The 23950-nt window shown below is 62.6% G+C and carries 19 protein-coding genes and 2 tRNA genes; 6 read left to right on the top strand and 15 right to left on the bottom strand.

The genetic code is table 11. The annotated features are described in order from the left end of the window. Positions 1 to 3: 3 nt before the first annotated feature. The 3 genes from murA to leuC form a co-directional block, all read right to left on the bottom strand. On the bottom strand, positions 4 to 1329 hold the full coding sequence (gene murA, locus ACNAOT_RS14145; RefSeq protein ID WP_091468167.1) for a UDP-N-acetylglucosamine 1-carboxyvinyltransferase: 1326 nt from the start codon (positions 1327 to 1329) through the stop codon (positions 4 to 6). 208 nt (positions 1330 to 1537) lie between these two features. Next, positions 1538 to 2146, bottom strand: coding sequence for a 3-isopropylmalate dehydratase small subunit (leuD, locus tag ACNAOT_RS14150; protein WP_420178338.1), 609 nt, complete (start codon positions 2144 to 2146; stop codon positions 1538 to 1540). Positions 2147 to 2155: 9 nt separating this feature from the next. After that, positions 2156 to 3607 carry a 3-isopropylmalate dehydratase large subunit gene (gene leuC / locus ACNAOT_RS14155; protein WP_091468172.1) on the bottom strand — a complete coding sequence of 484 codons (1452 nt, stop codon included), beginning with the start codon at positions 3605 to 3607 and terminating at the stop codon, positions 2156 to 2158. A gap of 123 nt (positions 3608 to 3730) precedes the next feature. Between leuC and ACNAOT_RS14160 the strand changes: the two genes are divergently transcribed. Both ACNAOT_RS14160 and ACNAOT_RS14165 read left to right on the top strand, forming a co-directional pair. Then, positions 3731 to 4450, top strand: coding sequence for an IclR family transcriptional regulator (locus ACNAOT_RS14160; protein WP_014922101.1), 720 nt, complete (start codon positions 3731 to 3733; stop codon positions 4448 to 4450). Position 4451: 1 nt separating this feature from the next. Further along, positions 4452 to 4988, top strand: coding sequence for a DUF1697 domain-containing protein (locus ACNAOT_RS14165; RefSeq protein ID WP_420181170.1), 537 nt, complete (start codon positions 4452 to 4454; stop codon positions 4986 to 4988). 11 nt (positions 4989 to 4999) lie between these two features. On the opposite strand, the gene ACNAOT_RS14170 is transcribed toward ACNAOT_RS14165, so the two are convergent. The 11 genes from ACNAOT_RS14170 to ACNAOT_RS14220 form a co-directional block, all read right to left on the bottom strand. After that, entirely contained in the window at positions 5000 to 6619 is a 1620-nt protein-coding gene (locus ACNAOT_RS14170) for a GTPase (RefSeq protein WP_420178339.1), read from the bottom strand. Continuing rightward, positions 6616 to 8397 (bottom strand): dynamin family protein, encoded by a 1782-nt coding sequence (locus ACNAOT_RS14175; protein ID WP_091468177.1) that lies wholly within the window; start codon positions 8395 to 8397, stop codon positions 6616 to 6618. The genes ACNAOT_RS14170 and ACNAOT_RS14175 overlap by 4 nt, the downstream gene beginning before the upstream one ends. A gap of 108 nt (positions 8398 to 8505) precedes the next feature. Further along, a tRNA-Glu gene (locus tag ACNAOT_RS14180) sits at positions 8506 to 8578 on the bottom strand. A 127-nt stretch (positions 8579 to 8705) separates the two neighbouring features. Further along, positions 8706 to 8777, bottom strand: a tRNA-Gln gene (locus tag ACNAOT_RS14185). Positions 8778 to 8914: 137 nt separating this feature from the next. Continuing rightward, entirely contained in the window at positions 8915 to 9643 is a 729-nt protein-coding gene (locus ACNAOT_RS14190) for an HAD family hydrolase (protein ID WP_091468179.1), read from the bottom strand. A gap of 14 nt (positions 9644 to 9657) precedes the next feature. Beyond that, positions 9658 to 11178: a glutamate--tRNA ligase gene (gene gltX, locus ACNAOT_RS14195; protein WP_420178342.1), complete on the bottom strand. Its 1521-nt coding sequence runs from the start codon at positions 11176 to 11178 to the stop codon at positions 9658 to 9660. A gap of 123 nt (positions 11179 to 11301) precedes the next feature. Next, the gene (locus ACNAOT_RS14200) at positions 11302 to 12078 is read right to left on the bottom strand and encodes a fumarylacetoacetate hydrolase family protein (RefSeq protein WP_090818840.1); all 777 of its coding nucleotides are present in this window, start codon (positions 12076 to 12078) and stop codon (positions 11302 to 11304) included. Positions 12079 to 12101: 23 nt separating this feature from the next. Then, a complete protein-coding gene (locus tag ACNAOT_RS14205; protein ID WP_420178343.1) occupies positions 12102 to 12899 on the bottom strand; it encodes an MBL fold metallo-hydrolase in 798 nt (265 codons plus the stop codon). Between the two features lie 240 nt (positions 12900 to 13139). Beyond that, a protein-coding gene (locus tag ACNAOT_RS14210) for an IS3 family transposase (RefSeq protein WP_420181171.1) occupies positions 13140 to 14359 on the bottom strand; the annotation gives its coding sequence in 2 pieces (ribosomal slippage) (positions 13140 to 14092 and positions 14092 to 14359; 1221 coding nt in all). A gap of 227 nt (positions 14360 to 14586) precedes the next feature. Continuing rightward, positions 14587 to 15699, bottom strand: a complete 1113-nt coding sequence (locus tag ACNAOT_RS14215; protein WP_420178344.1) for a branched-chain amino acid aminotransferase — start codon at positions 15697 to 15699, stop codon at positions 14587 to 14589. A 120-nt stretch (positions 15700 to 15819) separates the two neighbouring features. After that, positions 15820 to 16872, bottom strand: a complete 1053-nt coding sequence (locus ACNAOT_RS14220; protein ID WP_091468187.1) for a 3-isopropylmalate dehydrogenase — start codon at positions 16870 to 16872, stop codon at positions 15820 to 15822. 136 nt (positions 16873 to 17008) lie between these two features. Between ACNAOT_RS14220 and ACNAOT_RS14225 the strand changes: the two genes are divergently transcribed. The 4 genes from ACNAOT_RS14225 to ACNAOT_RS14240 all read left to right on the top strand — a co-directional run bounded on the left by ACNAOT_RS14225 (position 17009) and on the right by ACNAOT_RS14240 (position 22262). Then, positions 17009 to 18193, top strand: coding sequence for a sensor histidine kinase (locus ACNAOT_RS14225; RefSeq protein ID WP_420178345.1), 1185 nt, complete (start codon positions 17009 to 17011; stop codon positions 18191 to 18193). A 3-nt stretch (positions 18194 to 18196) separates the two neighbouring features. Then, a complete protein-coding gene (locus ACNAOT_RS14230) occupies positions 18197 to 18910 on the top strand; it encodes a response regulator (protein ID WP_420178346.1) in 714 nt (237 codons plus the stop codon). 88 nt (positions 18911 to 18998) lie between these two features. Then, complete coding sequence (locus tag ACNAOT_RS14235; protein WP_420178347.1) at positions 18999 to 19793, top strand: ABC transporter ATP-binding protein; 795 nt, start codon at positions 18999 to 19001, stop codon at positions 19791 to 19793. Between the two features lie 3 nt (positions 19794 to 19796). Beyond that, positions 19797 to 22262, top strand: coding sequence for an ABC transporter permease (locus ACNAOT_RS14240; protein ID WP_420178348.1), 2466 nt, complete (start codon positions 19797 to 19799; stop codon positions 22260 to 22262). Positions 22263 to 22374: 112 nt separating this feature from the next. On the opposite strand, the gene metG is transcribed toward ACNAOT_RS14240, so the two are convergent. Beyond that, positions 22375 to 23934 carry a methionine--tRNA ligase gene (metG, locus tag ACNAOT_RS14245; protein WP_420178349.1) on the bottom strand — a complete coding sequence of 520 codons (1560 nt, stop codon included), beginning with the start codon at positions 23932 to 23934 and terminating at the stop codon, positions 22375 to 22377. Positions 23935 to 23950: the final 16 nt, after the last annotated feature.

Here is a 23950-nt window from a genome sequence, read left to right on the forward strand (position 1 = left end):
CCGCTACTTGGTGGTGGTGATATCGAAATCGGCGCCCAGGCCGGCGAGCTTCTCGGTAAAGCGCTCGTAACCGCGGTTGATGATGTCGATGCCCGTAACGCGTGACGTGCCTGTAGCTGCCAGCGCTGCGATGAGGTGGCTGAAACCACCCCGGAGGTCTGGGATGTCAATGTCTGTGCCCCTGAGCGGAGTGGGGCCTGAAATCACTGCTGAGTGCAGGAAGTTCCGCTGTCCGAACCGGCAGGGAACGCTACCCAGGCACTCGCGGTGTACCTGGATATTCGCACCCATCCGGGCAAGGGCTTCCGTGAATCCGAAGCGGTTCTCATAAACAGTCTCGTGGACGATGGAAACACCCTCGGCCTGTGTCAGGGCAACCACCAGCGGCTGCTGCCAGTCCGTCATGAAGCCCGGGTGGACATCCGTCTCCAGGACGAGCGGGGAGAGCTTACCGCCTTGGTGGTAGAAGCGGATACCGTCGTCGCCGATGTCCATGCCGCCACCAACTTTGCGGTACGTATTCAGGAACGTCATCATGTCGCGCTGCGAAGCACCCTCAACATAAATGTCGCCGCGGGTAACCAATGCAGCAGAGGCCCAGGATGCGGATTCGTTCCGGTCCGGGAGCGCACGGTGGTTGTAACCCCGAAGGTCCTTGACGCCCTCGATCCGGATGGTCCGGTCAGTCTGGACGCTGATGATGGCGCCCATCTTCTGCAGGACCGCGATGAGGTCGATGATCTCGGGTTCCGTGGCCGCGCCAATGAGTTCAGTGATGCCCTCGGCACGCGTTGCGCTCAGGAGCACCTGCTCGGTGGCGCCAACCGATGGGTACGGCAGCGAAATTTTGGCTCCATGCAGGCCATTCGGGGCAGAAATGTGGATGCCGCCCGGGCGCTTCTCCACCACCGCGCCGAACTGCCGCAGGACATTCAGGTGATAGTCGATGGGCCTGTCGCCGATCTTGCAGCCACCCAGATCCGGGATGAAGGCCTCGCCGATCGCGTGAATCAGCGGTCCGCACAGAAGGATGGGAATCCGCGAATCGCCGGCGTGCGCATCAATTGCCGTGCTGGAGGCCGTCTTTGCATCTTTGGGATCCAGGGTGAGGTCGCCCGATACCGGATCCTTCACAACGGTCACGCCGTGCAGCTGCAGCAGGCTGGTGACAACCTCGACGTCCTTGATTTCCGGCACGTTCCTCAGCACCGATGGCTCGCTGCCCAGCAACGCCGCCACCATGGCCTTGGGCACCAGGTTCTTGGCACCGCGAACGGTCACTCGCCCGGTCAACGGGACGCCACCGCGGATTGTCAGAACACTACTCATCTATACCGGTTTCCTCACGACTACTCGCCCCCCAAACTTACAAAGGCTCCAGCTAAGCATAGAAGCTCGCTTTACCGATCCGAAATGGAACCGCCCGACACACCCCGTATCCGGCTTCAGCCGCACACCGACGAAAAAGGACCGGCAGACGCTCCCGAGGGAGGCCTGCCGGTCCGTTTATCCGCAGGTTGCGGCCTAAGACAAGGGGCTACCGGGCATCAACTTTCGCCGGGAGTGTCTTCGGCTTGAAAGCCGGGCGGGTGGCCTCGTACGCCGTGATGTCCGACTCATGCTGAAGGGTCAGGCCGATGTCATCGAGGCCTTCCAGGAGGCGCCAACGGGTGTAGTCGTCAATGTCGAACGGCGCCACCACGTTGCCGCACTCAACCGTTTTGGACACCAGGTCAACCTTGACCTCAGTTCCCGGGTGGTTTTCCAGGACCTTCCAGATCAGTTCGATGTCATCCTGTGCCACCTGGGCTGCCAGCAGCCCCTGCTTTCCGGAGTTTCCGCGGAAAATGTCGGCGAACCGGGAAGACAGGACGGCTTTGAAACCATAGTCCTTCAACGCCCAGACAGCGTGCTCACGGGATGACCCCGTACCGAAGTCAGGGCCTGCCACCAGCACTGAGCCCGCATTGAACGGGGCCTGGTTAAGGATGAAGGACTCGTCCTTCCGCCAAGCAGCGAACAAAGCGTCCTCGAAGCCAGTGCGCGTGATGCGCTTGAGGTACACAGCGGGGATGATCTGATCGGTGTCTACGTTGCTCTGGCGCAGCGGAACGCCGATGCCGGTGTGGGTAGTAAAAGCTTCCATGGGATCCTCCTAGACTGCGATTCCGGTCAGTGTGCCTGCGGCAGCGGACTCGAGGTCCGACGGCGAACTCAGCGTGCCCCGGACAGCAGTGGCGGCAGCCACGACAGGCGAGACCAGGTGCGTGCGGCCGCCCTTGCCCTGGCGACCCTCAAAGTTGCGGTTGGATGTTGAGGCGCAGCGCTCCCCCGGCTCCAACTGGTCCGGGTTCATGCCCAAGCACATGGAACAACCGGCAAAACGCCATTCTGCACCGAATTCCTTGAAGACCTTGTCCAAGCCTTCCGCCTCTGCCTCCAGGCGGACACGGGCGGAACCCGGTACCACCAGCATGCGGACCTTGGGGTCCTTTTCGCGGCCACGAATGATGTCCGCAGCAGCGCGCAGGTCCTCGATGCGTGAGTTAGTGCAGGATCCCAGGAAGACGGTGTCCACGCGGATGTCCTTCATGGGAGTGCCGGCTTCCAAGCCCATGTACTGCAGGGCGCGCTCGGCAGCTGCCTTGGCATTCTCGTCACCGAAATCTTCCGGCGACGGTACCTTTGCGGACAGCGACACGCCCTGGCCCGGGTTGGTTCCCCAGGTCACGAACGGTTCGAGCGTATCGGCGTCCAGGTCAACCTCGACGTCGAAAGTTGCGTCCGCGTCCGTGTTGAGCGTGTTCCAGTACTCGACGGCGGCATCCCAGTCGGCGCCTTCCGGCGCGTGGGGGCGGCCCTGCATGTAGTCGTACGTGGTCTGGTCCGGAGCCACCATGCCGGCGCGGGCACCGGCTTCGATGGACATGTTGCAAATGGTCATCCGGGCATCCATCGACAATGCACGGATGGCCGAGCCGCGGTATTCGAGCACATAACCCTGACCGCCGCCTGTCCCGATCTTGGCGATGACGGCAAGAATGATGTCCTTGGCGGTGACGCCGGGACGCAGGGTGCCTTCAACATTGATGGCCATGGTCTTGAATGGCTTCAAAGACAGGGTTTGGGTGGCCATGACGTGCTCCACCTCGGACGTGCCGATTCCCATGGCCAACGCACCAAAGGCGCCATGTGTTGAGGTGTGCGAGTCGCCGCAGACCACTGTCATGCCCGGCTGGGTCAGTCCCAGCTGCGGCCCCACGACGTGCACGATCCCCTGTTCCTTGTCACCCAGGGAATGCAGTCGGACGCCGAATTCCTTGCAGTTGGCGCGCAGGGTCTCAATCTGCGTGCGGCTGGTCAGGTCCGCGATTGGCTTGTCGATGTCCAGCGTGGGAGTGTTGTGGTCCTCCGTGGCGATAGTCAGGTCGACGCGTCGCAGGGGCCGGCCAGCCAGGCGCAGGCCCTCAAACGCCTGCGGGGACGTCACTTCGTGGACCAGGTGCAGGTCGATGAAGAGAAGGTCTGGCTGGGCATTGGCTCCTTCGCCCTCACCCTTGCGCACTACGTGCGCGTCCCAGACTTTCTCGGCCAGTGTCTTTCCCACGGCCTTGCTCCCTTCACTGCGGTTGGCTTGTTGCGTTGTTCTTGTTCCACTGAAGCAGCACCGCCGCAAAATAGGCCAGCGAAACAACTTGCATCTCAGATATTGAGACGGCAATATCATTACATGGACAATTCTAGTGGAGTCGGTGTCATTGATAAAGCGGCCCAAGTACTCGATGCCCTTGAGGCAGGGCCCACGACTCTCGCGCAACTCGTAGCGGCCACGGGGCTTGCCCGGCCCACAGTTCACCGCCTTGCGCTGGCTCTGGTTCACCATCGTCTGGTGAGCCGGGACATCCAAGGACGCTTCGTCCTGGGCAGCCGGTTGGTGGAGCTCGCATCCGCTGCCGGTGAGGACCGGCTCATTGCCTCCGCAGGACCCGTTCTCATTCAGCTCCGGGACGCCACAGGCGAAAGCGCGCAGATCTTCCGCCGCCAGGGCGACTGGCGTGTCTGCGTGGCATCCGCGGAACGTCCCATCGGCCTGCGTGACACCATTCCGGTGGGAACCCAGCTCTCCATGAAGGCCGGCTCCGCCGCCCAGGTCCTGCTGGCGTGGGAAGACCACGACCGCCTCCTCGAAGGGCTGCAAAACGCCCGCTTTACGCCCACCGTCCTTGCAGGCGTACGACGCCGGGGCTGGGGTCAGAGCCTTGGCGAACGCGAGCCCGGGGTTGCCTCGGTTTCAGCCCCCGTTCGCGGACCGTCAGGCCGGGTCATCGCGGCCGTGTCCATTTCAGGTCCGATTGAACGCCTTACCCGCCAGCCGGGCCGCCTTCACGCCGAGGTAGTTTGTAACGCCGCCCGGGTTTTGACCGAAGCCCTGCGCAAGAACAATGACTAGCCTGAGTAACTACGCCGTATTCCTCCGCGGCATCAATGTGGGCGGCATCAACATCAAGATGGCCGATCTCACATCAGCCCTCAAGGACTACCCGTTTAGCAAGGTCAAGACGCTGCTGGCCAGCGGAAATGTGGTGCTTCAGAGTGAACTCAGCGCCAAGGACGTCAAGGCGCAGTTCGAGAAGTGCCTACGGGAAACCTTTGGTTACGATGCCTGGGTGGTTGTCCTTACTGCCGCACGGGTAGCGGAATTGGTGGACGCGTGCCCGTACTCGGCGGACGACAAAACCACGCACAGCTACATCACCCTCACCTCCGATACAGCCATGCTCGATGAACTTTTTCAGGCAGGCGAAGCGGTGGACGGCGTGGAACAAGTGCGGCTGGGCCCGGAAGCCTCCGCGTGGCTGGCTCCCGCCGGCGGGACGCTGGACAGCCCCTTCAGCAAGCTCTCGGCCAAGGCACGCTACAAAGCAAGCACGACTACAAGGAACCTGCGCACGCTCATCAAAGTCAGGGACGCCGCTTCGGCCCTCTAAGCTGCATGGCCTTAGCCGGAGCGCGCGGCCTTCAGCGCCGCGTTGAACGCTTTCAAGCGCGTAATTTCCACCCCGACAGGCTCCACGATCCGTTGCTCGGCAACTGCCGCCACGGCGGCCTTCAAACGCTTCGCTGCTCCCGATGCCCTGACCCGGGCAGCCCAGCCTCCAAGAATCCTTCCAGTGATGGCAAGGACGATGCCCAGCACCACTCCCCCGGCGACCATCAGCGTAGGCCACGGCCACCCTTCAGTCCGCGGGACCTGCGGCACTGGCATTTGGAAGTAGCCGAGTACGGCCAACACACCCAGCCACCCAAGGCCGCCTACTGCGAGCAGAAGCGCAATCCATTGAAGGGTATTGAAAAGGATCCACCACAGGGGACGTTTGCCCGCCTTCAAGTCGGTGCCTGCAATAGCTTGATCCAACGCGTCAGGCAGCTGTTCCCTCCCCTCCCTGGCCACGCTGCGAATTGCTGCACGCCAAGGACCGGGGGCGCCGGCGGAAGCCTCATCGGCAAAATCCCTGACGGCGGCGTCCGTCCGTGCCCGTTCCGGCGCCCCTGCAGGAGGCAGCGATGTCCGGCTCAATTCCGGCTTGGTGTCATCCCTGCCCAGGTTCAGCCTCCGCAATGGGTCGGGTCGGAAACGCAACAGCCATCGGGTGACGGGCCACCCGGTCCTCTTGGCTGACTCCCTCGTGAAAGATCGCTGCACGGCGTCCACCACCACCGGTACGTTTGCCGCCGTCGAGAGTTCAGAGGCCAGGCGGGCCTTCGCGCTTCCTTTGATGCCTCGGGCTTCGCCCTCGCCGGAGGCCCGGGCAAGTTCCGCCGCGGCCTTGGTGACGTCTGCTGACAGGCGCTGTGTTGTTGCCTGCCGCTGGACCACGACGTTCCGGATGGACGCGCGGAGAGTCGGGACGCCGTCGCCGTTTAGCGCCGAGGCACTGAGGACCCTGACTTTTCCTAGACCGTCCCGCGCCAGGATCCCTTCCAAGGACTCCATCACGGCGGCTGCATCGGCTGCATTGAGTTTGTCCACTTGGTTCAGGACAACCAGTGTGACGGCACCGTGGGAGGCCATGGGTCGAAGGAAGTCGTTATGCACCGCAGCGTCGGCGTACTTTTGCGGGTCCAGGACCCACACCAGCACATCCACCATGCCCACCATGCGCTGAACAATCTCCCGGTTTTCCACCCTGGTGGAATCGAAGTCGGGCAGGTCCAGCAACACCAGGCCGCTGTTCTCGTCTGCGAGCCCTGGAACAGGCGGTAGGGTATGCCGCTCCTTGACGTCCAGCCAATCAAGCAAAGGGCCGCTGCCTTCTTCGCCCCAGATGCCCGCCAAAGGTGCAGACGTTGTGGGACGCCGCGCAGTGGCAGTCGCGAGATCGCTGCCGGATACAGCATTGAACAACGACGATTTTCCGCTGCCCGTCGCCCCGAAAAACCCCACCACAGTATGCCCTGCAGACAATGACCGACGCGAGGTTGCACGCTCCAAAACGTCATAAACTGACTGCAGATCGGGGTCTGGGAGGACGCCCTCAGCCAGTTCCCTGGCAGTGTTGAGCGATTCAAGCCTGCGCTGTAGTTGGGACGACTCGCGGACCTGGCCGTGGCGGCTCATGCGACCCCTGCCAGGCGGCGCAAGGCCTGGGCATGCCGGGCGAGGTTGTCTCCGGAGTTGGGATGGGCCGCTTCAAGACGATCCAGGAACCGTTGCCTCTCGTCGTCCAGGAGTCGTTGGCACTGTGTGTGCAGATCATCCCTGGCCTGCTGGGCCAAGCGACGTACTGCGTCCTCACCGAACACGGCTTCCAGCAGCTTCTGTCCAACAACAGCCGTTCCGCCTGCGATACCGATCTCCAAGCCGCTCAGGCCGGCGGTCATGGAGAACACCACCACCATGAGCGCGGCGCCGAGCCCGTTGACGCCGAAGGACAACCACCGGGCCTGCGTGCGTTTTCCCTGGCCCTGCGTGCGGATCATCTCCATCAGTCCTTCCTGCCAGGAACGAATAGCTGCTGCAGCCTTTGCATCGAAACCCTCGCTGGTGCCCGAAAGATCTTCGGAGCCAAGAAGTTCCCGACCAGCGGGGTCCGAGCGCCAGCGCCTGTCCACGTTTTCGGCCGCGTTCGCGGCCTCGTCCAGGATCACCGCCTGCAACCCGGTCTCGATCGCGGTTTCAACCTTCACCGCGGGAGCCGGCTCGCCCCGGAAGAAGGCCCCTACACGGTCCCGCATCCGGCCGATGTTCTGCTCGAGTGCCCGGAAGAATTCCCCTGTTCCCACGAAGTCCTGCCACCGCGCCAACACTTCGCCGCGAAGCAGCGCTCCGTCCTTCGTGGCTTCCAGAATGCGCGAGAGAGCTTGCTCATACTCGGTGACGCACGTTGACTGGAGATCGTGGGCGGCGGCATCCTGGGCCGCAGCAGCACCCGCGATTCCCTCCAACCGGACGCTGACAGCTTTAACTGCGCCATTCAGTGTCCGCCTGGCCACTTCCGCCCGTCCGGCCGCATTGGCCGCCAAGGCCCCCAGCCACTGACGCAAGCCGACCACGGAGTCCTCCGGGAGCATCCCCAGCCCATCCAAGGCACTCTCCGGAACGACGAAGAGCTTCGCGTCAGCCAGGCCCTGCCGGTCCAGCATTGCCTGGAGGTCAGTCCTGACTTCATCCTCCGCAGCTGCGGGCACGCGGTCCAGGACCACCGCTACGGTGATATCCCGCGAAGCTGCGTCCAAGAGCAGGCGCCACGGTACGGCGTCGGCATAGCGGTTAGCCGTGGTGACAAACACCCAGAGGTCAGCGGCAGCAAGCAGTTGTCCGGCGAGCCGACGGTTGTCATCGGAGATGGAGTCGACGTCGGGTGCATCCAGAAGGGCGATTCCCTGGGGCACTGACTCGTGTCCCACCAGTACCAAAGACGTGATGGCCTGTGCGTCCGGAGCGGCCCCTGCCTGATGCGCCGGGAGAGGACTCGCAGAGACTGTGCCGCGGATACGGTCCAGGCTGGGAAGTATCCGGTGGCCTTCAAACCACCCGGCGTCCAGAGGATGGTGCAGGAGGATGGGCTGGCGGGTGGTGGGCCTGATAGCGCCTGCACGGGTCACCGGGTAGCCGATCAGCGCGTTGACCAACGTGGATTTCCCTGCGCCGGTGGAACCACCTACGACGGCCAGCAGCGGAGCGTCGAGGCTGCGGTAGCGGGGAATCACGTAGTCGTCGAGCTGGGCCAGGGATTCACGGATCCACTGACGGGCTTCGCGGACCTCCGGCACCGCGAGCGGAAGGGTTGTGGCCGCGAGTTCCGCACGGGCAGCTTCCAAGGCCTCGACGGCGGTTGCCGCACCTTGGGCAGCTTGGGTAGCCCGGGGTGTTGTCTCATCATCATTTGCGGTCACAGCATCATCATGCCAGCCCGATCTCCGTCACAGGAGCGGCGCAAGCACCGTGGCCGAAATTGGGGAAAAAGAAATCCCCCGGAACCGTGGTTCCGGGGGATTTGTTTGTGACCCCAGCGGGATTCGAACCCGCGTTACCGCCGTGAGAGGGCGGCGTACTAGGCCGCTATACGATGGGGCCTTGCACTTTTTGTCACCGTTTCCGGCGATCAAGCTGAATGAGTATTTCATACTTTCAGCTACGCTCCAAATCGACTAATCGACTTGAAACTTCTGAATTTCCAGCGTGTTTACGCGGATTTTCAGAGCTGGGATACCAGGACTCGAACCTAGAATGACGGTACCAGAAACCGTAGTGTTGCCAATTACACCATATCCCAAAGTGGCTTTTGGACCGGAGTTCAGCGCTTTGGTTTCCCTCAGCTTTTCCCTCCGTGCCCCTCAGCACGAGTAATGACTCTACCGGAGTCTTGCCACCTGCACAAATCGTAAAGCCGTTACCTGCATCACACGGCCCTCATGCCGGAGTAGCCGCCTTCACCAGTAGCCGCGACAGTGAGTCCACTTGGCGGCCGGCAAACTCTTCCACCACTTCCCCCGTCCTGTTAAGCCACACGCCAACCAAGCCCGCCGCCGTTGCACCGTCAGCATCAAGCAACCTGTTATCGCCCACATAGAGGGTCTCCCCCGGACGGGTACCCAGCAGGCGCACGCCTTCGAGGTAGATCGCAGGATCCGGCTTCGGCACACCTACAGTGTCCGTACCCACGAGGACCTTGATCCTTGCAAGGCCGGCACCATCCAGCTTGGCCCGCTGGTAATCATGCACGTTATTGCTGACGGCGCCGTAGGGGATGCCTGCAGCATCAAGTGCGTCCAGTACGCCTTCTACATCGTCAAAAGCCCGGACGTACGCCGTCTGGCGTTGGTGATAGTCGGCTACCCACGCCTGCGACTCCTCGCCGTCCTGAAGCTCCACACCAAAGTGGCCCAAAGCGGCCCTGCCACGCAGCAGCCGCTGCTCGTTGAACGTCAACTCTCCGGCCAGGTAGCGGTCGTAAAAGTGCGTGGTTTCGTGGGTAAAGATGCGCCCGAACTTCACCCACCCGGCCTGGTCCAGGCCGGGCAGGAGATGCTCGCTGACATCGCGGAGTGCTGTTGTCATGGCGTACTCAAGGTCCACCAAGGTGTCATCAATGTCGAAGAGGACACCGCGAATGGTGCCGAAAGTACTTGAGATAGCCATGACTGCTTCCGTTGCTAGCCGCGGAAGGCGCGGACGCGGGCGAGCGAGGAATCCTTGCCGAGGATCACCATCGACTCGAAAAGCGGCGGCGAAATGCGTCGTCCTGAGATGGCAGTGCGCACAGGCCCGAACGCCGCACGCGGTTTGATACCCAAGTCCTCAACCAGAGCCTGCTTGAGCGCGGCCTGGATGTTCTCTGCCGTCCACTCCCCGATGGGCTCCAACGCCGCCACGGCGGCATCCAGTACTTCTTCCAGGTTCTGCGGGAGACCCTTGCGGGCATCGTCCGCAACATCGATCGCGTCATCGGCCTTGAAGAGGAAAGCCAGCATCTCGGGAGCTTCACCCAGGAGGGTGATTCGTTCCTGGACCAGAGGAGCTGCTTCAGCGAGGATCTCCTCCTGCCGTGGAGTCAGGATTTCCCCAACGAAACCAGCAGCGCGGAGGTATGGAACCAGGCGCTCCTTGAAGTCCTCCGGCGCGAGCATCCGCACGTGCGTTCCGTTGATGGCTTCGGCCTTCTTGATGTCGAAACGGGCGGGGTTGCCCAGGACATCATGAATGTCGAAGTTAGCAACAAGCTGCTCCACGGTGAAGATGTCCTCGTCCGCGCTCAAGGACCAGCCAAGCAGCGAGAGGTAGTTGAGCAGGCCTTCGGGGATGAATCCTCGTTCGCGGTGCAGGAAGAGGCTCGACTCCGGGTCGCGCTTGGAAAGCTTCTTGTTGCCTTGGCCCATGACATAGGGAAGGTGTCCGAATTCCGGCATGTACTCGGCCACGCCAATGGCGTAGAGCGCACGGTACAACGCAATCTGACGCGGAGTGGAGCTCAGGAGGTCCTCGCCACGCAGGACATGGGTGATTCCCATGAGGGCATCGTCAACGGGGTTCACCAACGTATAGAGCGGAGCACCGTTGGCGCGGACAACGGCAAAGTCGGGAACCGAGCCTGCCTTGAAAGTAATCTCGCCCCTGACGAGGTCGTTGAATGTCAGGTCCTCGTCCGGCATGCGGAGACGCAGGACGGCCTCGCGGCCCTCGGCCTTGAACTGTGCCAGCTGCTCATCCGTCAGGTGCCGGTCGAAACCGTCATAGCCCAGCTTCGGGTCGCGGCCGGCCGCCTTATGGCGGGCTTCAATCTCATCGGGTGTGGAGTAGGACTCGTAAACGTGTCCCCCTGCCTTGAGCTTGGCGATAACATCCTGGTAGATGTCGCCGCGCTGCGACTGCCGGTAAGGCTCGTGCGGTCCGCCAACCTCTACGCCCTCATCCCAATTGATGCCGAGCCACTTGAGGGCGTCCAGCAGCTGGTGGTAACTCTCTTCGCTGTCGCGGGCTGAGTCCGTGTCCTCGATGCGGAAGATCAGCTTGCCGCCGGTATGGCGTGCATAGGCCCAGTTGAACAGGGCGGTGCGGATCAGGCCAACGTGCGGCGTTCCCGTGGGTGACGGGCAAAAACGGACGCGGACCGGAGTCTCGGCGTTGACGGCAGGAATGGCGCTGGAGGCAGCGTTCGACGCAGAAGCAGTAGTCATAGTGGTTCCAACTTTACCGCTTGGCGATGCCTCGGATTCCCGTACGGAAACGCTCGACGGCGGCACGCGCCTTTCGTGTGAAAGGTGCGTGCCGCCGTCGAGGTTTAAGGCCTGGCTGGGAGCCTAGCGGCGAACCACCGGGTTGGAGAGCCGGCCGATGCCTTCGATTTCCACTTCAAAGCGGTCGCCTTCACTGACCAGGCCTACGCCGGCCGGAGTGCCGGTCATGATGACGTCGCCCGGAAGCAAGGTGAACGCGTGCGAAACGATCGAGACGAGCTCGCGTACACCACGGATCATCTGGTTGGTGCTGCCGTCCTGGCGGAGTTCGCCGTTGAGCCGGCCCTGGATGGACAGGTCCTCATGGTCGAGTTCGGTTTCGATCCACGGACCCAGCGGTGCGGAGGTATCGAACCCCTTGGCCCGCGCCCACTGAAGATCGGTCTTCTGGACATCACGGGCGGTGAGGTCGTTACCGCAGGTGTAGCCGAAGATAACATCGTCCGCACGCTCCTCGGGAACGTCCTTGCAGATCCGGCCGATCACTACACAGAGCTCAGCTTCGAAGGAAACTTCCTCGGAGAACTCGGGAAGGATGATGGGATCGTTCGGGCCGATCACCGATGTGTTGGGCTTCAGGAACAGCAGCGGTTGCTGGGGAACCTCGTTGCCGAGTTCAGCGGCGTGCTCGGCGAAGTTCCGGCCAACGCCGATGACTTTGCTGCGGGGAATGATCGGGGCGAGGAGCCGCACGTCCTCCAGCTTGTGCTTCACATGGGTACGTTCGACGCCATTGAAGAAGGGGTCGCCGTTGATGACAGTGATTTCCTCACTGCCGGGCTCGCCTTCAACAACGCCGTAAAGGGGATCAGAATCAACTACAAACCGGGCGATACGCATGGGCTCAAGCCTACAGTCCGGGTTTAGCTTCGGAGGTAATCCAACTGGGCCGCAACGGAAGTCTCTGCCGCCCACCTGACGGAAGGGTCGACGTCGGGATAAACGGCATCCGTGACCGCAGCGACGGATGCATGAGTACCGAGGTGTTTCAACGCCGTCCGGATTTGGTCGAGCCGCTGCTCGCGATGATGACGGTACTCACGGCACTTTTCGTCCAAGGCCGGCAGAACAGGCCCATGTGCGGGCAGCAGTGTTGCGGGTCCTAGCGCTTCCAGCCTTTCCAAGCTTGCAAGGTAGTCTCCCAACCGGCCATCCGGGTAATCCAACACAGTGGTTCCGCGGCCCAGAATTGTATCGCCGGTGAGAACGGATCCGTTGGGCCCGTCATCAGGGAGATGGAAGCAGAGGGAGTCCGACGTGTGACCCGGGGTGGCCACCACACGGATCTCCACGCCACCCGCCGTCAGGACTTCGCCGTCCATCAGCGGCTCGCCGCCGTGGCAATGCTCCGGCAATGCAGCACGGACAGGCGCCCCGGTGACCTGATGAAAACGTGCTGACGCCTCCGTGTGATCTGCATGCCGATGCGTAATGAGGACTACGTCCACAACACCTGCCGATGCCAACACAGCCAAATGCTGTTCGTCTTCAGGGCCCGGGTCTACCACCGCCACATAACGGGATCCCGGGGCGCCGATGACGTAGGAGTTGGTACCGTCCAGGCTCATCGGCCCCGGATTGGGGGCCAATCGGAAGCGGGTGAGTTCGCTGCTGCGTTGCAGGGAACTGTCATGGGAGGTCGCCGTTGATTCTGGAGTCACTGTCCCATCTTGGCACTGAACGGATGCTCTCTCACATCCCTAACCCTTCCCACCAACCCCCACTCACATCCCTAACCCTTCCCACCAACGCCCGCTCACATCCCTAACCCTTCCCACCAACGCCCGCTCACATCCCCAACCCTTCCCACCAACGCCCGCTCACATCCCTAGACCTTCCGCCGGGAGGTGATAGAGCTGCGGTCGTCAAGTTTTTGAGACAGGTTTCGTTGTCGTTGTTGGTTAGGCGGCCAGGGGTTTCCGGGTGCTGGTTTTGTAGGCGGTGTGGGCGGTTAGTGGTGCTGTGCCGCCGGCTCGTTTGTTGGGTCGGCGGCGGTTGTACCAGCCTTCGATGTATTCCATCACTCCGGTTCGGGCAGCGAGCCGGGAACCGTAGCGTTGGTGGTGGTAGAACTCGGTTTTCAGGTGCGAGAAGAAGTTCTCCGCGACTGCGTTATCCCAGCACACCCCGATCTTGCCCATGGACTGGGTGACGCTGTTGCTGCCGCACCAGTTCTGGAATTCGTCGGAGGTGTACTGGGTTCCCCGGTCGGAGTGGAAGATGATCGAGGATCCGCTGAGGTGTCCGTGGTTCCGGGCCATCTGCAGTGCGGCGGTGCACAGGCTCGCGCGCATGTGGGCGGCCATGGCCCAGCCGATGACCATGCCGGAAAACAGGTCGATGACGGTGGCTAGGTAGAGCCAGCCCTCACCGGTGCGCAGGTACGTGATGTCACCTACCAGACGGGTCCCGGGCACTGATGAGGTGAAGTCCCGTTTGCCCTCTGAGTCGAGCATGTGGTTCTCAATATGTGCTGTCCTGGCCTGCGGGTCCTGAACAGTGGTGGTTTTCCAGGCTTGGGTGCGCACCGCCCGCAACCCGTTCGCCCGCATGATCGAACCGACGGTCGGGGCCGAGACCTTCACGCCCTTCTCATTGAGAATCAGAGTCAGCTGGTCCCGCCCGGCACGGCCTTCCTCATCTGTGTACAAGCTGGTGACAGCGGTGACCAGTTCCTGATGCCGGACCGCCCGCGGTGATGGCGCCGAGGGTTTGCGCCACCGGTAATACGAGGCCCGGGATACCTTTAGAGCCCGACACAGCCACACCACGGAATGGTTGGCCTTCTCCGCTTCGATGAATTCGTAGAAGTCCTCTACTTTTGCTTCGCGGCAAAGAAGGCGCTGACTTTTCCCAAGAACTCAACCTCAGCCTTCAACCGCGCGTTCTCGGCCAAAGCCTTCTGATGCTCTTCCCATTCCACGGGCCCACGATCGGGCACCGGGACCAGTGCCGGACCACCAGGGGAACGCTGACGGGCCCGCGCGAGCCAGTTGCCCAACGTGCTTTCCTTCACCCCGATCTCCTCAGCTACCTGTTTCACCGACCGATCAGTGGACAAAACCAGCTGCACTGCTTCCTCGCGGAACGCAGCATCATATTTTCTTCTGGGCGTGGTCATCTGAAGCGAATCTCCCATCAAGCTGTCTCAGAAAACCATACGACCGCAAGCGTCCGCCCCAAACCCGAGGGATCTGAAAGAACGTCCGCCCCAAACCCGAGGGAGGTGATAGAGCGTCCGGCTCAAACCCGAGGGAGGTGATAGAGCGTCGGGGAAGCAGAACGGCGGCCCATCCGCTTGTTGCCAAGTGGAAGGGCCGCCGTCGTGCGTGCTGTTGAGCCGAAAACCTAGACCAGGCGGGTCAGCCAGCCGTGGGTGTCCTCGACGGTTCCGGTTTGGATGCCCAGGAGCTGCTGGCGGATGGCCATAGTGGTTTCCCCGGCCTTCGCGTCCTCGGAGCCGATGAATTCGGTGGCGTCCTTGAGCACACCGATCGGCGTGATCACGGCTGCGGTGCCACAAGCGAAGACTTCGGTGATCTCACCTGAGGCCACGCCGTCGCGCCACTCGTCCAGGGTGATCTTGCGCTCGGTGACTTCACGGCCCATGTCCTTGGCCACCTGGATAACGGACATGCGGGTGACGCCTTCAAGGATGGTGCCGCTAAGGGCCGGAGTGACCAGGGAGCCGTCCTTCATGACGAAGAACACGTTCATGCCGCCGAGTTCTTCCACGGCGTCGTCGTTGAAGTGGTCCAGGAAAAGCACCTGCTTGCAACCGTTCGCTTCGGCTTCCTGCTGCGCGATCAGGGAAGCTGCGTAGTTGCCTCCGCACTTGGCGGCACCGGTTCCGCCGCGGCCGGCACGGGCATATTCGCGGGAGATCCAGATGGAGACGGGCTTGAGCTCGCCGCCGAAGTAGTTGCCGGCAGGAGAGGCGATGACGCGGAAGGACACTTTGCGGGCGGCACGAACACCAAGGAACGCCTCCGTGGCGATCATGAACGGACGCAGGTAGAGGGCTTCACCGTCGCCGGAAGGAACCCATTCCCTATCAGCCTGAACGAGTTCCCGGATGGCGCCGAGGAAGTACTCCTCGGGCAGCTCCGGAAGGGCGAGGCGACGGGCGGACTTGTTCAAGCGCGCGGCGTTGGCTTCGGGCCGGAAAGTCCAAACGGAGCCGTCAGCGTGGCGGTAAGCCTTAAGGCCTTCGAAGATTTCCTGGCCGTAGTGCAGAACCGCAGCCGACGGGTCCAGGGAGATGGGTCCGTAAGGCTCGATCCGGGCATTCTGCCAACCGCCATTTCCGTCGGCGTCAACCTTGTAGTCGACGACGGCAGTGTGGTCGGTGAAGTAGTCGCCGAAGCCTGGGTTCGCCAGGACGGCTGCACGCTCCTCAGCAGACTTCGGGGTATCCGAAAGCTGCTGGCTGAAGTCGACGCCATGGGCAGTCTGAGTCATGTTTCCTCCACAGTCAGCTACCTGGCAGGGCGAACCGGGCCCCAAAAAAGGGTGTGGTTCAGCGATGGACCAGGGAAGCAGGTAAATAATTCAACACAAGCTTACGCCTGAGAAATGGGCCTAAAGTGCGGCCGCAATGGCATCGCCAATAGCAGCCGTGCTGCGCGGCTCGCCGGTGCGGGTTTCGACGTCGGCGACTACTGCCGCTTCGATCTTGCGGGCCGCCGTGGTGTAGCCAAGGTGGTCCAGGAGGAGCACTGCGGAGAGGATGGCCGCGGTGGGATCGGCTTTCTGCTGTCCGGCGATGTCCGGGGCTGAGCCGTGGACGGGCTCGAACATGGACGGTGCGGTGCGGTCCATGTTGATGTTGCCCGATGCCGCCAGGCCGATGCCGCCTGTGATGGCAGCGGCGAGGTCGGTGAGGATGTCGCCGAACAGGTTGTCGGTGACGATGACATCGAAACGGGAGGGGTCGGTCACCATGAAGATGGTGGCGGCGTCAATGTGCAGGTAGTCGTGGGTGACCTCAGGGAATTCCAGGGCCACAGCCTCAACCGTGCGCTTCCACAAGTGCCCGGCGAAGACCAGCACATTGTGCTTGTGGACGAGCGTGACGTGCTTGCGCGGACGCTCGTTGGCGCGGCGGAAGGCATCACGGACGACTCGCTCCACACCGTGAGCTGTGTTGAGGGAAACTTCCGTGGCCACTTCGTGGGGTGTTCCGCCGCGCAGGGTGCCACCGTTGCCCACATAGGGACCTTCAGTACCTTCGCGGACGACGATGAAATCGATGGTGCCGGGGTTCGCCAGGGGGCTGCCGACGGTGCCGTACAAGCGGGACGGGCGCAGGTTCACGTAGTGGTCCAGGCTGAAGCGGAGCTTGAGCAGCATCTCGCGTTCGATTATGCCGGAAGGGATGCGGGTATCCCCCGGGGCTGCGCCCACTGCTCCGAAGAGGATGGCGTCACGCGTGCGCAGGTCTTCCAGGACCTCGTCCGGGAGGGTCTCGCCAGTCTCAAGCCAGTGCTGGGCGCCGAGCTTGTAGTTGGTCAGCTCGAGGGCCACGCCTTCGGCGGCGACAGCCTTTTCGAGGACCTTGACGGCTTCGGCGATGACCTCAGGGCCAATGCCGTCGCCAGGGATGACAGCGAGATTGATGGACGTTGCACTCATAGCTCTATCTAGCCAAGCAATCCACATGCTGGTCAAAATCGTCTCACTCTTTGAACACTGGCCGTGCCCCGGACTTGGGTAAGAATCAGACCACGGCATGATGCCCGGGCCGGTCGAGGGCACATAGAGTCATAGCGTGGATAGAAGGCACGAGATATACGAATGGTTCCGGATCAACCGCTTCAAAGTTGATATGACGGCCACGTGCCTCCTCATCCTCCTCTTTGGTCCCGTATATCTGGTCGCGGACCGCCCTTGGCTGTTCCTTTTGTCCTGCAGCCTCCTGCTGCCCCTCGCATGGCGACGCACCCGCCCGGCCGTGGCGGCCGGCGTCGTCATCCTGGTGTGCCTCATCCAGTGGGCAGCGGGCGTCGAACCCGTAGCTGGCCAAATTGCCGTCCCGCTGGTCATCTACGCTACGGCGGCTTATGGGCCCGCGTGGGCGAGCCGGACGGTTCTTCTGGCCGGACTGCTGGGTGGAGTCATGCTCACTACCCGGCTCTTTTCAACCACAGCTGAGTCCGGCATCCTGGGTCTCACCATCGGTGCGCTTTACACCGTGCTGATATGGATGCTGGTGCTGGTGAGCTGGACATTGGGCGACCTCACACGCGTACGCCGGTTACAGCTTCAGGCTCTTGAGGATCGCACGCGGAGGCTTGAAGTGGAGCAGATGCAGGAGCGCAAGCTGGCTGCCGCCGACGAACGATCCCACATTGCCCGGGAAATGCACGACATCGTGGCGCACTCCCTGTCCGTCATCATCACCCAGGCCGACGGAGCCCGATACGCTGCCGCCGCGAAACCCGAACTCGCGACCGAGGCACTGGCCACTATTGCGGCTACGGGCCGGGATTCGCTGGGCGAGATGCGAAGACTGCTGGGCGTACTCCGCTCCGACGACGACTCCCCTACCCGCCCTCAACCCCGGCTTTCCGATCTTGACGAACTCCTCCTCGGCTTCCGCGCCGCAACACTGCAGGTGGCGTTCGAGCAGACCGGTGTACCCCGCAGGGCCCTACCCGCCGGCGCGGAACTCACGGCTTATCGAATCATCCAGGAAGCCTTGACCAACGTGATGAAACACGCAGGACCGAAGGCGACGGCGAGTGTCACCCTGACGTGGCAGGCCCGCGGCCTGCAACTGGAGATCATCGACGACGGCCGGGGCGCCGCTGCTGATCCGCCCTCGGCAGGGGGCGGTAACGGACTATTGGGAATGGGTGAGCGTGTCTCCCTCTACGATGGTTCCTTGACCGCGGGACCTGAACAGGGCGGCGGTTTCCGTGTGTCCGCATTTATCCCGTATTCGGAGGCCTGATCCATGCCTGAAGTTTCCGCACCCATCCGGGTGGCTCTCGTTGATGACCAGCAGTTGGTCCGATCGGGTTTTGGCATGCTCATCAATTCGCAGCCGGACCTTGAAGTAGTTGCTGAGGCCGGCAACGGGATCGAGGCGGTCCAAGCCCTGAGCGCCACCGCTGCCGACGTGGTCCTGATGGATGTTCGAATGCCTGGTATGGACGGGATTGAAGCGACCCGTCGCATCCTGGAACAGGCAGCGGCACAGCCCATCGGATCGCAGCGGGCCGATGTCAAAATTGTGGTCCTCACCACCTTTGACCTTGACGAGTACGCCCTTGCAGCCATTCAGGCCGGTGCCAGCGGATTCCTCCTGAAGGATGCGCCGCCGGAGGAACTGCTGGAGGCCATCCGCACTGTCTACCGCGGGGACGCCGTGATTGCACCCTCCACAACACGACGCCTGCTTGACCACGTGGCGCCACTCCTGAGGACGCAGACACCGGAGCAGACTGAACATGCTGCAGCCGTCGAGCGCCTCACAGCCCGCGAGCGCGAGGTTTTCCAGCTGATCGCGCAGGGACAATCAAACCCGGAAATCGCGGCGGGGCTGTTCTTGTCCGAGGCTACGGTCAAGACCCACGTGGGGCATATCCTGGCGAAGCTTGGCGCACGGGACCGCGTTCAAGTAGTGGTCATCGCCTATGAGACCGGCGTTGTAGCCCCGGGTACCTAGCAACTCAGACCAGGGTATGAGCAAGCCTCCGGGATAATGGGCCTGCGGCCCGATCCGGCAGGGCCGGCCGGAAACATAGCGTGGAACCATGACAACATTCACGCCTCTCCCCCACCCGTCAGGAACCGACCGTCCCGCAGGCCCGGAAGACGCCCACGCTCGTCCCGCCGTGGAGGCGCATGAGCTGACCAAGAGCTACGGCCGTGCTGATACCACCGTCACTGCCTTGAACAAAGTGTCAGTGAGCTTTAATGCCGGAAAATTCACTGCCATCATGGGACCGTCCGGCTCCGGCAAGTCCACCTTGATGCATTGCCTTGCCGGCTTGGACACGGCCGACTCCGGGCGGATCTTGTTGGGCGGCACCGAATTGACGGGGCTCAGTGACCGTCAGCTCACCGCTTTGCGCCGCGAGCGGATCGGTTTCGTTTTCCAGGCGTTCAACCTGGTGCCCACCTTGACCGCCGAACAGAACATCACGCTTCCGCTCGCCTTGGCGGGAACCACCGCCGACGCCGGGTGGCTGGATACGGTTGTCACAACGCTAGGGCTCAAGGACCGTTTGAAGCACCGGCCCCATGAGCTCTCGGGTGGCCAACAGCAGCGCGTGGCGGTTGCCCGGGCGTTGCTGACGCGTCCCGACGTCGTCTTCGGCGACGAACCCACTGGAAACCTGGACTCACGGGCGGGCGGGGAAGTCCTGGCGTTGCTGCGCAGGAGCAGCCAGGAGATGGGGCAAACCATCATCATGGTCACCCATGATCCCGTGGCGGCGAGTTACGCGGACCGCGTGGTGCTGATGAGTGATGGAGGCCTGGTGGGTGAGATCCACGATCCCACTGCCGATTCTGTGCTGGCTGCGCTCGGCAAGCTGGGGGCCTAGAGCATGTTGCGTGTTGCCCTTTCCCAATTGACCACCCATTTCCGGCGTTTCGTGGCCATCGGGCTTGCAGTTATGTTGTCTGTCATGTTCCTCTCCGCCACGCTGATGGTGGGCGCGAGCACCAATGCATCACTGGGCGCGAGCATCGGCGAGGCGTACCGCAACGCCGATGTTGTGGCTACGTCCAAGAACGGGGAGCCGTTCACCCAGGCAGCGGTGGACGCAGCGGTTACCGCGCCCTCAGTGCAGGACAGCTATCCCGAGCGTTCCACCTACGTGACGTTCGAGGCTGGTGGCGGTGAACAATACGGCCGGTTGCGCAATGCGGCACCGGCTTCCCTGGAGGGCGCAGTGCTTTCCTCCGGGTCCATGCCATCGGGCGCCTCGGAAGCGGTCATTGACGTCAAGTCGGCCGGGCATTTAGGCCTCACAGTGGGCAGCACCTTGGAGCTGCGGGGGTCAGGACCCGTCAAGACTGCAAGAGTGACTATCTCGGGCCTGACGAAGGCAACCAATGATCCCTTCTCGTCGTCGGCTGCCCAGCTGGTGGGTTCTGAGTCAGTATTGAATGCGGTCCAGGACGCGGGCGCCGGATACTCGGGGCTACAGTTTGCACTCAAGCCCGGGGAAGACGTCACAGCAGCCAAGGACTTCATCGCACACCGCATGGAAGCAGCGGGTGCATTTGAGCCAGTGCTGGAAACGGCGCAGGAGAAAGTCACCTCCACAGTGGCCATGCTCAGTGCAGGCCAGGACCAGCTGACCGTTGTCCTGCTCGCCTTCGCAGGGGTGGCCATCCTCGTTTCCACGTTGGTGGTGGCCAATACGTTCTCAGTGCTGGTAGCTCAACGGACCAGGGAGTTGGCGTTGCTCCGATGCTTGGGCGCCGGCCGGGCACAGATCCGCGGGTCGGTGATGCTGGAGGCGGTCGTGGTTGGTTTCATCTCTTCAGTGTCGGGTGTCCTCGCTGCCACGGGACTGATGACCGGCTTGATCGCCTGGGCCAAATCCCAGCCCGAGCAGGCGTTCGCTACGTTGGCGGTGCCGCCGTCGGCCATCATTGCCGGCTTGGTGGCCGGAACGCTCCTGACCGTAGTTGCCGCGCTGGTGCCCGCGAAGGCGGCCACCGCCGTCGCACCACTCGCCGCCCTCCGCCCGGCCGACGACGCCTCCGTAAGCAACCGACGCGGCAGGATTCGCCTTGTCCTGGGCCTGTTGGCCCTGCTGGGCGGAACGGCCCTGCTGGTGTACGGCAGCATGACTGTTTCCTTGCTCGTGGCGCTGCTGGGTGGAGCTGCCTCGTTTGTGGGCATCCTGTTGTGCTCCACCCTCTTCATTCCCTCCGTGGTGGCCCTGGCCGGACGCCTGGCCGCACCGGCCGGTGTGCCAGGCAAGCTTGCCGCCGTCAACGCGACCCGGAACCCGGCACGTACCTCCGCTACTGCCGCCGCGCTGCTGATCGGCGTCACCTTGGTTTCCCTCATGATGACGGGGGCGGCTACCTCCAGGCACGCCTTCAACGACACCTTGGCTGAAAACTACCCGGTGGACCTGTCCGCCCAGACCGCGGTGGACGCCAGCGATCCCGCCCAGGCTGTATCCCGGATCAAACCGCTCGACGGCGTCAGCGCTGCAGTGCTGCTGCAGCCGGTGGGAACGCTGAATGACAATGCGACGCCCGACGGCGGCATGACCATCTATGGTCTCTCCGCCTCAGACGCTGCATCCGTGGTGCGTGATAACCACCTGAAGCCGTCCGCGGGCACCGTGTACCTGCCTGAGGACTCCCCCGAAGGCCCGGCAAGCATCACGACGGCGGCCGGAACCATTTCGCTCGATGCCAAAGTCCTGCGTACCCGCCATGTGCCTGCCTTCGTGGAAAGCTCCAGCATCTCTTCCGGTACGCTGCCGGAAATGCCCGGGATGGTGTGGGTGAAACTGGATGATTCCGTATCCGCAGATCGGGTTCAGGCCATCCAGAAGGAGATCGCCGCAGAGCTGGGCGTGCATGAGCGCACTGTCAGCGGTGCCGCGATTGAGCGGGTGACGTTCAACAGCATCATCGATGTCCTGTTGCTGGTAGTCACGGGGCTCCTTGGTGTCGCGGTGGTGATCGCGTTGATCGGTGTGGCCAACACGTTGTCACTTTCGGTCCTGGAACGGACGCGCGAGAACTCCTTGCTCCGTGCTTTGGGGCTGACCAGGGGCCAACTCCGCGGCATGCTGGCCATCGAGGCCGTGCTCGTCGCAGGTGTGGCAGCGATCATGGGGGCAGGTTTGGGCATCGTTTATGGCTGGCTTGGCGCGCAGGCAAGCCTGGGAGGCGTAGCCACTGTTGTTCCGGCCGTGCCGTGGCTTCAGCTGACGGCTGTCTTTGGGGTCGCCGTGGTGGCCGGACTCCTGGCTTCGGTGGTCCCTGCCAGGCGCGCGGCACGCTTGTCACCGGTGGAGGGACTAGCCACAGCCTAGACCCTCTCCCACCTCATCGCCCTATAACAGGAAACGCTCTCTCACTAACCCGGACGGACCGGAAGGAAGTGAGAGAGCGTTTCCTGTTTATGGCTGTTATGTGAAAGAGGGTCTACGCTTCGACGGGTTCTTCGTAGCGTGGGAAGACGGGCGCCGGGGCGGGCAATTCCGTGCCGGCAACAATCGGGGTGGCGACGGCGGCGAACCGGCGCGACTCGCCTTCAGGCTGCCCGAGCACCTCAAGGAGCTTCGCGGACGACGACGGCATGACCGGCTGGGCGAGGATCGCCACGATGCGGACAACCTCCAAGGTGACGTACAGGACCGTATTCATACGCTCCGGGTCAGTCTTGCGCAGCACCCACGGAGCCTGCTCCGCGAAGTAAGCGTTGGTGTCGCCGAGGACAGTCCAGATCGCTTCAAGGGCCCTGCTGAATTCCTGCTTATCGAAGGCAGCACGTGCAGTGCCCAACAATTCGCCGGCCTGGGCCAACAAAGCGCTGTCCTCGGCCGTATACGCGCCGGGAACCGGAACCTTGCCTTCACAGTTCTTCGCCACCATGGACAGCGAACGCTGCGCGAGGTTGCCGAAGTTGTTGGCCAGATCCGAGTTCATGCGGCCCACGATGGCTTCGTGGTTGTAGTTGCCGTCCGCCCCGAAAGGAACTTCACGGAGGAAGAAGTAGCGGCACTGGTCCAGGCCGTACTGCGCCACAAAATCCTGGGGTGCCACAACATTCCCCAAGGACTTGGACATCTTCACACCGTTGTTGGTGAGGAAGCCATGGATCATGACGCGCTTGGGCAGTTCCAGCCCTGCGCTCATGAGGAACGCGGGCCAGTAGATGGCGTGGAAGCGTGAGATGTCCTTGCCGATGACGTGCACGTCAGCGGGCCAGAACTTCTTGAAGGATTCCGACTCGATGTCCGGGTAGCCCACGCCGGTCAGGTAGTTGGTGAGCGCGTCAACCCAGACGTACATGACGTGCTTCTCGTCGCCAGGGACCGGGACACCCCAGTCGAAGGTGGTGCGGCTGATGGACAGGTCCTCCAGACCACGTCGCACAAAGCTGATGACCTCATTGAAACGGGATTGCGGCGCACCGAATTCAGGCTGTTCCTCATACAGGGCAAGGAGTTTGTCCTGGTAGTTGGAGAGCCGGAAGAAGTAGCTTTCCTCGGCAGTCCAGGTGACAAGGGTGTCCGTCTCCTTGGAGTAGCGGAGCCCGTCCTCCTTCACCACGGTGTCGTCCTCGACGTAGTAGGCCTCGTCGCGGACCGAGTACCAGCCCTCGTACTTGGACAGGTAGATATCACCGTTGGCTTCCATCTTCTTCCAGATGGCCTGGGAAGCCGCGTAGTGGTCCTTATCCGTGGTGCGGATGAAGCGGTCGTGGGAGATCCCCAAGTCCTGGCTCATCTGCTTGAAGGCTGCCGAGTTGCGGTCAGCGAGCTGCTTGGCAGTCATGCCTTCCTTCTCGGCTGATTGCTGCATCTTGAGTCCGTGCTCGTCCGTTCCGGTCATGAAGAACACCTCATGGCCGTCAAGGCGCTTGAACCGCGCCATGGCATCAGTCGCGATGACCTCGTAGGCGTGGCCGATGTGCGGCACGCCATTGGGGTAGCTGATTGCGGTGGTGATGTAGAACGGGGATTTCTCTGGAGACGTCACTCTAAGAAGTTACCTT

This window comes from Paenarthrobacter sp. TA1.8, assembly GCF_048595705.1.
GTDB classification, from domain to species: Bacteria; Actinomycetota; Actinomycetes; order Actinomycetales; family Micrococcaceae; genus Arthrobacter; species Arthrobacter nitroguajacolicus.

Excerpts from the sequence above, each read along its gene's own strand:
- murA (WP_091468167.1), bottom strand. The coding sequence starts at position 1,329 with ATGAGTAGTGTTCTGACAATCCGCGGTGGCGTCCCGTTGACCGGGCGA.
- leuD (WP_420178338.1), bottom strand. The coding sequence starts at position 2,146 with ATGGAAGCTTTTACTACCCACACCGGCATCGGCGTTCCGCTGCGCCAG.
- ACNAOT_RS14160 (WP_014922101.1), top strand. The coding sequence starts at position 3,731 with ATGGACAATTCTAGTGGAGTCGGTGTCATTGATAAAGCGGCCCAAGTA.
- ACNAOT_RS14170 (WP_420178339.1), bottom strand. The coding sequence starts at position 6,619 with ATGAGCCGCCACGGCCAGGTCCGCGAGTCGTCCCAACTACAGCGCAGG.
- ACNAOT_RS14190 (WP_091468179.1), bottom strand. The coding sequence starts at position 9,643 with ATGGCTATCTCAAGTACTTTCGGCACCATTCGCGGTGTCCTCTTCGAC.
- gltX (WP_420178342.1), bottom strand. The coding sequence starts at position 11,178 with ATGACTACTGCTTCTGCGTCGAACGCTGCCTCCAGCGCCATTCCTGCC.
- ACNAOT_RS14200 (WP_090818840.1), bottom strand. The coding sequence starts at position 12,078 with ATGCGTATCGCCCGGTTTGTAGTTGATTCTGATCCCCTTTACGGCGTT.
- ACNAOT_RS14215 (WP_420178344.1), bottom strand. The coding sequence starts at position 15,699 with ATGACTCAGACTGCCCATGGCGTCGACTTCAGCCAGCAGCTTTCGGAT.
- ACNAOT_RS14220 (WP_091468187.1), bottom strand. The coding sequence starts at position 16,872 with ATGAGTGCAACGTCCATCAATCTCGCTGTCATCCCTGGCGACGGCATT.
- ACNAOT_RS14230 (WP_420178346.1), top strand. The coding sequence starts at position 18,197 with ATGCCTGAAGTTTCCGCACCCATCCGGGTGGCTCTCGTTGATGACCAG.
- ACNAOT_RS14235 (WP_420178347.1), top strand. The coding sequence starts at position 18,999 with ATGACAACATTCACGCCTCTCCCCCACCCGTCAGGAACCGACCGTCCC.
- ACNAOT_RS14240 (WP_420178348.1), top strand. The coding sequence starts at position 19,797 with ATGTTGCGTGTTGCCCTTTCCCAATTGACCACCCATTTCCGGCGTTTC.